The sequence below is a fragment of the Moorena sp. SIO2C4 genome (genome assembly GCF_010672485.1).
GTDB classification, from domain to species: Bacteria; Cyanobacteriota; Cyanobacteriia; order Cyanobacteriales; family Coleofasciculaceae; genus Moorena; species Moorena producens.
Genome location: NZ_JAAHGN010000194.1, coordinates 1 through 9,043, shown reverse-complemented (window position 1 = coordinate 9,043; position 9,043 = coordinate 1). Strand labels below are relative to the sequence as shown.

Sequence of the window (9,043 nt, the reverse complement as noted above, 5' to 3'; positions counted from 1 at the left end):
GCTTAAGCGCTACGCGCACGCGTGCGCGTTCAGTGGTCAGCCGTCAGTGGTCAGTGGTCAGTGCTCAGTGGCCACTCAAGTAGTGTGGCACAGGCTTCTAGCCTGTGATCCATAAGCTGTTCGGCGTAGCTTGGGCCTAGCCCATCAGCTGATATAGCAATCCGTCTAGGAATTGCTGAGAATTTTGTTCCCTACTCCCTACTCCCTACTCCCTGTTCCCTACTCCCAGATCCGCTGTTCCCTTTGCTTAAGCTGATAGACGAACTTTTCTAGTATGCTGAAAATATGATGCCATAAAGCTTACGAGATCTGGCAAATGCCCTATCTGGTAACATCAGTGCTTAATTACCCTGTGATTAATCCAGGGGATAATTCAAAAGGAGATTAAAACTTGAGGAACCAAAATCCACAAAATTTGCAATCTTTAGTCGGGGGGATTATCGCAGCATTAGTTATTCTCCTCTCCTTTAATTGTTTTGTAATTATCAATCCCGGTCAGGCTGGAGTCCTTAGTATTTTGGGTAAAGCTAGAGATGGCGCTCTGCTTGAGGGTATCCACTTCAAACTGCCCTTCGTCTCTATAGTCGATGTGTATGATGTCACCGTACAGAAGTTTGAAGTCCCAGCCCAGAGTTCCACAAAGGATCTTCAGGATTTGACCGCACGATTTGCCATCAACTTCCGCCTCGATCCCACTAAGGTGGTTAGTATCAGACGAAAACAAGGAACTCTACAGAATCTAGTGACCACAATTATTGCCCCTCAGACTCAAGAGTCATTTAAAATTGCTGCCGCCCTTCGCACTGCTGAAGAATCGATTACCCAACGGAGTCAGTTAAAGGAAGATTTTGATAAGGCTTTGGGCGAAAGGTTAGCCAAGTATGATGTCCAAGTATTGGATACTAGTGTCATTGACCTGAATTTTTCTAGGGAATTTGCCAAGGCAGTTGAAGAAAAACAGGTAGCAGAACAACAGGCCCAACGAGCTGTCTATATAGCACAGGAGGCTGAGCAAGAAGCTCAAGCAGAAATTAATCGCGCTCAGGGTAAGGCCGAAGCCCAACGACTGTTGGCGGAAACCCTCAAAGCCCAAGGGGGTGAACTGGTGCTCCAGAAAGAAGCGATCGCAGCTTGGCGAGAAGGTGGGGCTCAGATGCCTAAAGTTCTGGTTATTGGTGGTGAGGGGAATCACAGTGTTCCCTTTATCTTTGACCTAAACAACGTACCTCAATAGCATCAAAATGTCAATAAAATAGTCAAAAGCTCTTTAATTTCATGGTAGTTAGTAATAGTAAGTTTGATATTTTGCACTTGATTATTAGTAGTTAAATTACAACTACCAAAAACCGTTTTCTACCCAGAAAACGGTTTTTTTTTAAATAAATTTATAGCAGTCTAAGTAAACCTTAAGACATATTTATCTTCCCTACTCCCTACTCCCTACTCCCTACTCCCTACTCCCTACTCCCTACTCCCTAATCCCTAATCCCTACTCCCTAATCCCTACTCCCTAATCCCTACTCCCTTTCCTATAAATTTTTCATGAGTATTTTCACCCTACAATCAGTTCACAAAGACTTTGGGATTAAGGAAATCCTGAAAGAGGCTAGCTTTAGTCTAGATCCTATGGATAAAGTTGGTCTAATTGGCACTAATGGTTCAGGCAAATCGACCCTATTAAAGATAATTGCTGGTCTTGAGCCCATTGATAGTGGTCAACTCTCGGTTAATCCCAAAACTAAAATTGTTTACTTACCCCAACAACCAGACTTAGATGAAAACAACACGGTTTTGGAACAAGTGTTTGCTGATAGTGGTCAGCAGATGACTCTGATTCGTGAGTATGAAGAACTTTCCCAGAAATTGGCTCACAATCCCGAGGATAACCAACTGCTAGCACAGCTCTCAAGTGTAACCCAGCAGATGGATGCCACAGGAGCTTGGGAACTAGAAACAAAGGCAAAAATTATTCTGAGTAAATTAGGGATAGTTGATTTTGATGCTCCCATTGGTCAGTTGTCTGGTGGCTATCGTAAACGGATTGCTTTAGCAGCTGCCTTGCTAGCGGAACCAGAGGTATTGTTAATGGATGAGCCAACAAACCATCTTGATGCCATGTCAGTGGAGTGGTTACAGAGTTATCTGAATAGTTATCGTGGAGCAATCTTACTGATTACTCACGACCGCTATTTTCTAGACCAGGTCACCAACCGCATTATCGAAATTGACCGGGGAGACCTGTATACTTACTCTGGCAACTATTCCTACTATTTAGAGAAAAAAGCCTTAGCTGAAGAATCAGCCATCAGTACTCAACGGAAACATCAAGGGGTATTGCGCCGAGAGCTAGAATGGCTAAAACGAGGTCCAAAAGCTCGCAGTACCAAGCAAAAAGCTCGAATTGACCGTATTCACGACATGCAAGCCAAGGAGTTTAAACAAGCTCAGGGTAAAGTAGAAATTTCTACCCCTGGTCGTCGCATTGGCAAAAAAGTGATTGAGTTAGAAAATGTTTCTAAAGGCTATAACGCTAGAATTCTGCTCAAAGATTTTACCTACGAATTTAGTCCCGATGACCGAGTTGGCATTATTGGTGGGAATGGCGTAGGGAAATCTACCCTAATGGATATTATTACTGGACGCATTCAGCCCGATGCTGGTAAAATAGAAATTGGTTCCACCATTTATATCGGTTACTTTGACCAGCATTCAGAAGATTTGCTCGAAGCTCTTAATCAAAATCAACGGGTAATTGATTACCTTAAAGACGTAGCAGAGTATGTGACAACCGCTGATGGCACATTGATCAGTGCCTCACAGATGCTGGAGCGTTTCTTATTTCCTCCCACCCAACAGTATGCACCAATTCATAAGCTTTCCGGTGGAGAGAAACGTCGCTTGTTTCTGTTGCAAGTACTGATGAGTTCTCCCAATGTACTTATTCTTGACGAGCCCACTAATGATTTAGATGTACAAACTCTAGCTGTACTGGAGGAGTATCTAGAGGGGTTTAATGGTTGTGTGATTATTGTCTCCCACGACCGCTATTTCCTAGACCGCAGCGTAGATAAAATCTTTGCCTTTGAATCTGAGGGTAAGGTACGCCAGTATCCTGGTAATTATTCCCTTTATATCGATTATAAGCGAGAAGAAGAAGCAAAACTAGCCCAACAGATGGCTCAGACTCAAGGGAAAAAGGCTGAATCCTCTAAGGTCGAGCCGTCCACTAAAAAATCATCGAGTAATAACAAACCCCGTCGGCTGTCTAATTGGGAAAGGCGGGAATTTGATCAACTCGAAAGTCAGATTCCCCAACTGGAAGCTCAGAAAGCTGAGTTGGAGAAAACCCTTTATCAATCTCCTCCCAAAAATACCAGTGAGGTCCAGGCACTTTATCAGACCTTGGAAGCCTTGACTCAGGAAATTGATACAGCAACTGAGCGTTGGATGGAGTTGGCGGAACGGGAATTTTAGATCACAACCGTTGCGATTGGCCTACGGCCACGCTACGGGATTGACCGTAGGTCACGCTACTTGAGGTGCATAATTTAGATCACCAGCGCTGTGATTATACCGTTGCGAGCCTACCGTTCCATACGCATAATTGAGGTGACAGCTGATCAACGTTCAATTGTTCGTCAGTGGTTTGGAGGTACTACCAGTCATGATGAATTTTTGTTACGATCACCAAAAACATCCTGGCTCGTAAACTCTATCACTAGACTTATTGCATAAATCATGTTTTTGCCTCCCTAGCCCCCCAAATCTGGGCAGGGGATAATGGGGGCTTGGCACCATTGATGCAAGAGGTCTACTGTAGGTGGCGGTTTCCGGGGATAATCTGCTGTAGATGGGAAAACTAAGAAGGACTAATGGTCAAAGGAACAGGGGAATCCCTGTCAACCAAACTTCTGTAGTCTCGCGCTTAAACGCCAATAAAGCGGTACAAATCGGGATTTAACACCTCAAAACGGACATGGACATTTTTGTAGCGCTAGGGTAAGATGGAGAAGTAAGAAACAGCAGTTAATGATGCCAAGAAAGTTGGGGACAACCAAGAAAATATCGACTCAAGTCGTTCCCGTAGTGGGAATGAATAATTCGGTCAAGCAAGAGTGGTTCTCTACGATCAAGAAGCTAGGCATCGTTAGAGCCGAGTCTTACAACAAGCTAGGTAGCATTAGCCATTGGGGGATGGATTGGAAAAAGGCTATCCCCGAGATCAAAAGCTTTAGGACTCCTGAAACCCTGGGCTTACCGGCTAAATTGATGGATTGGACGATCAACGATGTAGCCAAGGCAATCACAGCTCAGCAGGCAGCTTCCTCCGATGCTGTAATTAAAAAGATCTACAAAAGATTTCCCGGAAAAGAAAACGAAAAGTGTAGAAAAGAATATGCCACGCAGCTTAAAACCTTAGCTTTCCTGGAGAACCCACTACTTCACCGGCTTGTCAGGAAAGAATTTAAAAGAGGTCATTCTTGGGTTGACAATCAGATGGTTTATCAACAAGTAGGATACAAGTGCAAAAGACTTTCTCCTAATACATACCAGCTGGAAATAGCTGGATTAACGAGTAGAAAAAGAAACAAGATCGTTGTCAAAAGTAACAGAAAAGTAAAAGGTCAGATCAGACTGATATATAATAACCAGTCTCAACAATTTGAGATTCATTTCTTGGTTGACCATGGAAGAGTCGAATCTGTTCGAAGACCTCGCGAGATAGGAGTAGACAAAGGTTACACAGAAGCCTTCTATGATTCGGAAGGCAAGGCTCATGGGAAAGGCTTAGGAGTCTTGCTAAGCAAGAAATCAGATAGAATATGTGCCAAGAACCGAAAAAGAGGAAAGCTTTGGGCACTTCATAGAAAATTAGAAAAGTTAGACCCAGCTAAATCAGCTCGAATATTAAGAAATAATCTGAGCAGAAAAACCGAGAACAAACGTTACAAGCAAGATCAATCAGAAATACAGTCAGTACTCGGAGCTGCCTCCAAGTCACTAGTTGGAGGAAGAGCGTTAAAAGTTTTTGCAGAAGATTTAACACAACCAATTAAGAATAAGCGCCAGTCGTTGGCCATGTCTCGCAAGCTCAATAGCTGGATGATTGGACAGATGCGAGACTCCCTGCAAAAATGGGCTGACTGGACTGGCTCGGTTGTCACGGAAGTTCAGCCTAGTTACACGTCGCAAATTGACTCCAGGAATGGAACCCTATTAGGGAAAAGGACTGGGGACAGTTTTACCGGATTTGATGGGGTCGTGTTGCCGGCTGACCACAATGCTGCCAAGAACATCCTTGCGAGGGGTACGGACTTCGAGATTTCTCGGTTCTCTTCTAGGACTGAGGTTCAGGCCGTGTTGTTGCGTCGTACCGCGCGTTTCTTGAAAGGGTTGGGATTGAGTCTAGCTGATGCAGTTGAGCTTGGTTGGCTTAACTCCAAACATAGTAAGACTCAGGCTTTCAAGCAACTCCTCATCGAGATGTGAGGAACGTCCAGATAGCTGGGTGGTAGGTTTAACTCCAATTACCGTCTAACCACTCCTCACTCGGACAACAATAAATTGTACCTTGACCGTTAAATCCGGGTTTATCCCGATTAATCACGGTTTAAGAGTATCTCAACCCGACAGCAACTTGGGATCAGGAATAAAAGTCCCCAGCTAAAATTTTCCTTGGAGACATCTTAATGCTGCGACTCGAACAAATTAGTAAAGTATACCCCACTGGCGAAGTTCTAAAGGATGTCAACTGGGAAGTTAAACCAGGCGATCGCATTGGCTTAGTTGGCGTCAATGGTGCCGGGAAATCTACCCAACTGAAAATTATTGCTGGAGAGATGGAACCCACCAGCGGCGTTGTTATCCGTCCTGCCAGTCTTCATATCGCTTACCTCACCCAAGAATTTGAAGTAGACCCAACCCGCACGGTCTCAGCAGAATTCTGGACGGTATTTAAGGAAGCTAACCACGTACACTCCGAAATGCTACAAGTCCAAAACGCCATGGAAATGGCTGATGAAGCAGAATTGGAAGGGCTGATTAGAAAACTAGATAGGTTGCAGCGCCAATTTGAAGCCCTCGATGGTTATGGCTTACAAGCAAAAATTGACAAGATCTTGCCGGAGATGGGATTTGAGCCAGAGGATAGCGATCGCTTAGTGAGTGCTTTCAGTGGTGGCTGGCAAATGCGCATGAGTTTAGGCAAAATCCTGCTCCAGAAGCCAGACGTCCTACTAATGGACGAGCCGACTAACCATCTTGACTTGGAAACCATCGAATGGTTAGAAAAGTATCTCAAGGGTCTGAAGACCCCAATGGTAATAGTATCTCACGACCGGGAGTTTCTTGACCGCCTCTGTACCCAAATTGTAGAAACCGAACGGGGTGTCTCGACTACCTACCTAGGCAATTACTCAGCTTATCTCCAGCAGAAAGCCGAGATGCAGGCAGCTCAACTGAGTAGCTACGAGCGTCAACAAAAGGAAATAGAAAAGCAGCAAGCCTTTATTGAGCGTTTCCGTGCTAGTGCAACCCGGTCTACCCAAGCCAAAAGCCGAGAGAAACAATTAGAAAAAACTGAACGGATAGAAGCCCCAACTGCTAATCTCAAAACTCTCAAATTCCAATTCCCTCCTGCCCCTCGTAGTGGTTTTGAGGTAGTCAAAATCAAGGATTTAGTCCATGACTATGATGACAAGATTTTATTTCTGGGAGCAGACTTGTTGATTGAACGGGGCGATCGCATTGCCTTCATCGGTCCCAATGGTTGCGGTAAATCCACCTTACTCCGGATGATCATGGGAATGGAAAAGCCAACAGAAGGGATAGTAGGACTGGGCAAACACAATGTGATTCCTGGTTACTTTGAGCAGAATCAAGCAGAAGCCCTAGAATTGAGCAAAACGGTCATGGAAACCATCCATGATGAAGTCCCAGACTGGAAAAATCAGGAAGTGCGTACCCTATTGGGACGGTTTCTGTTTACTGGGGACACGGTATATAAAAAGGTTGAGTCCCTTAGTGGAGGCGAAAAAGCCCGCCTGGCCTTAGCCAAAATGCTCCTTTGTCCTGCTAATTTACTAATTCTGGATGAGCCGACTAATCACCTGGATATCCCAGCCAAAGAAATGTTGGAGGAAGCACTCGGTACCTATGATGGTACAGTAATTATTGTTTCCCACGACCGCTATTTTATCTTGAAAGTGGCCAAAAAAATAGTGGAAATCCGGGATGGCGAATTCTGTACCTATCTGGGAGATTACCACTACTATCTTGAAAAGATTGCCCAGGAAAAAGAAGAAGCTCGGTTAAAAGCGATCGCTGCGGCCAAAGCGGCTAAAAAAGCGGCAAATGCTAGCAAAAAGACTAAAAAGACCAAAAAGAAAGCTGCTGCTAAACAAAAGTAACAACAAAAGTAACATATAGCAGTTTTCAATACCCAATTGAGAACTGCTATATTACCTATTACCGATTAAAATTACCGATTAAAAGCTTATTGCTTAAGTGCTGAGGAGTCAACTATATTGCTGGTTAATCTCTGCAATACCTGATCAATATCGTTCAAATCACCGACAATCCGCCGGACAGGCTCGGGCCATACTCTGAGTAGTGTCGGTGTAGCTGAGATCTGATCACTTTCTGCGAGTTCTGGGTGCTTGAAAACATCAATAATTTTTAGGGTATAGGGATGACCTAAATGATTCTCTAACAACTGGTATAGACTCTTGAGAGTATACTCAGTTTCTGTACTATGTCCGCAAACGAACAAACGCAGGACATAGCTATGGGTAGGTTGTGCCTGGGAGTGAGACACATCAGGCAGGGACATCCTGGATAAAGAATCAGGTTTGGTGACATCGGTGACAGTCAGTGAGTCTGTACTATCAGTGGCAGACTTAGATAAACCCGGCAGCTTTTCAATAGCTCTCAAATGCTGCTGAGGTGACCATCTCCCAGAGTTTTGATTAGTAACCCTTTCTGGCAAAACCTCTTCTGTATCGTAGTAGGATAATGGCTCTGGGCGGTCAATGCGCAGGATCAAGTCGTGGTTTTCCCAAAGTTGGGGAAACTGATTGCGATAAGTTTCTAGCACCGCCGGGTCACAGGACTCTTCCTCCCAAGGGGCTACTTGCCAAATCAGGTTGTCAGTGCCAAATACGGCATTTAACAATGCCTGATGATGTTGCACCAACCAATGAATTTCTGCTGACATGCGCAACTGATTGGTTTGAGGGTCAATCCACCGATCAATGGTAGCAGTATATCCGGGGACTAAAAAATGAGGTGGCTCTGGTAACCCCAGTATTTCCTGTAAACTCGCACACAGATGCAGGTGCCAGTGACTCTGCTTATTAAAGTCAATGCTATACACTAGATCTTCCCCTGGTGTAAATATAGCAATACCTTTAAACAGTTGGGGCGAGGGGGTTTCATCCAGCATATGCTAGTACTATGTCAATTTAGTTTTGATGGTCAAGGTGTTACGGTAATGGTGTGATATCATGTCCGTTTGAATACTTACACTTTGGTAAATCGAAGGCAGAGGGCAGAAGGCAGCTTTGCTGAAGGAAAGGAGTAAGGTTTGAAGGGAGAAGGTTTTTCATCACTAATTATCCGGACATGATATTAGGGGTTAGGTTTTAGGGGTTAAGTCAGTATCCCTAATTCCTAATCCCTATACAAGCCTGCCTAATCCCTAAATCCGACCGCGCAACATCATTGCAATCTCGTTGGGAGTGGGTGACTTTTCCAAGGCAGTTTCCTCAGTAATACGCCCCTCTTGGTAAAGAGCGAACAAGGATTTATTTACGGTAACCATACCGTCAAATTCACTGTCCGCCATCAGTTGTTCAATTTCTTCGTATTTGCCCTTGAGGATGTAATCCTTAATGGATTCAGTATTAATCAGGATGTCATGAAAAGCAGCACGCTTGCCATCGGTAGTACGGCACAACCCTTGGGAAATGACTCCTACTAGGGCTTCTGATATGGACACCCGCATGGGAGCCTGTTCTTCTGGATTGTAGAGATTGAGAATCCG

Annotated in this window: 5 protein-coding genes and 1 pseudogene; 4 read left to right on the top strand and 2 right to left on the bottom strand. The window is 44.5% G+C overall.

Features of this window, described 5'->3' with window-relative positions:
- Positions 1 to 391 precede the first annotated feature (391 nt).
- From F6K20_RS12875 to F6K20_RS12860, 4 genes are all read left to right on the top strand, one after another.
- Positions 392 to 1,234, top strand: a complete 843-nt coding sequence (locus tag F6K20_RS12875; RefSeq protein WP_008190859.1) for a prohibitin family protein — start codon at positions 392 to 394, stop codon at positions 1,232 to 1,234.
- A 308-nt stretch (positions 1,235 to 1,542) separates the two neighbouring features.
- The gene (locus tag F6K20_RS12870) at positions 1,543 to 3,474 is read left to right on the top strand and encodes an ABC-F family ATP-binding cassette domain-containing protein (RefSeq protein WP_287253168.1); all 1,932 of its coding nucleotides are present in this window, start codon (positions 1,543 to 1,545) and stop codon (positions 3,472 to 3,474) included.
- A gap of 558 nt (positions 3,475 to 4,032) precedes the next feature.
- Positions 4,033 to 5,490 carry a zinc ribbon domain-containing protein gene (locus F6K20_RS12865; RefSeq protein ID WP_044495634.1) on the top strand — a complete coding sequence of 486 codons (1,458 nt, stop codon included), beginning with the start codon at positions 4,033 to 4,035 and terminating at the stop codon, positions 5,488 to 5,490.
- 200 nt (positions 5,491 to 5,690) lie between these two features.
- The gene (locus tag F6K20_RS12860) at positions 5,691 to 7,409 is read left to right on the top strand and encodes an ABC-F family ATP-binding cassette domain-containing protein (protein WP_287294911.1); all 1,719 of its coding nucleotides are present in this window, start codon (positions 5,691 to 5,693) and stop codon (positions 7,407 to 7,409) included.
- An 86-nt stretch (positions 7,410 to 7,495) separates the two neighbouring features.
- Here F6K20_RS12860 and F6K20_RS12855 read toward each other — a convergent pair whose 3' ends face one another.
- Together F6K20_RS12855 and F6K20_RS12850 are read right to left on the bottom strand one after the other, a co-directional pair.
- Positions 7,496 to 8,443 carry a circadian clock KaiB family protein gene (locus tag F6K20_RS12855; protein ID WP_008190849.1) on the bottom strand — a complete coding sequence of 316 codons (948 nt, stop codon included), beginning with the start codon at positions 8,441 to 8,443 and terminating at the stop codon, positions 7,496 to 7,498.
- Between the two features lie 255 nt (positions 8,444 to 8,698).
- Positions 8,699 to 9,043 (bottom strand): annotated as a pseudogene (locus F6K20_RS12850) (type IV pili twitching motility protein PilT); the annotation flags it as partial.

Bases quoted from the DNA above. Each gene is read 5' to 3' on its own strand.
- F6K20_RS12870 (WP_287253168.1), top strand. From the start codon at position 1,543: ATGAGTATTTTCACCCTACAATCAGTTCACAAAGACTTTGGGATTAAG.
- F6K20_RS12865 (WP_044495634.1), top strand. From the start codon at position 4,033: ATGCCAAGAAAGTTGGGGACAACCAAGAAAATATCGACTCAAGTCGTT.
- F6K20_RS12860 (WP_287294911.1), top strand. From the start codon at position 5,691: ATGCTGCGACTCGAACAAATTAGTAAAGTATACCCCACTGGCGAAGTT.
- F6K20_RS12855 (WP_008190849.1), bottom strand. From the start codon at position 8,443: ATGCTGGATGAAACCCCCTCGCCCCAACTGTTTAAAGGTATTGCTATA.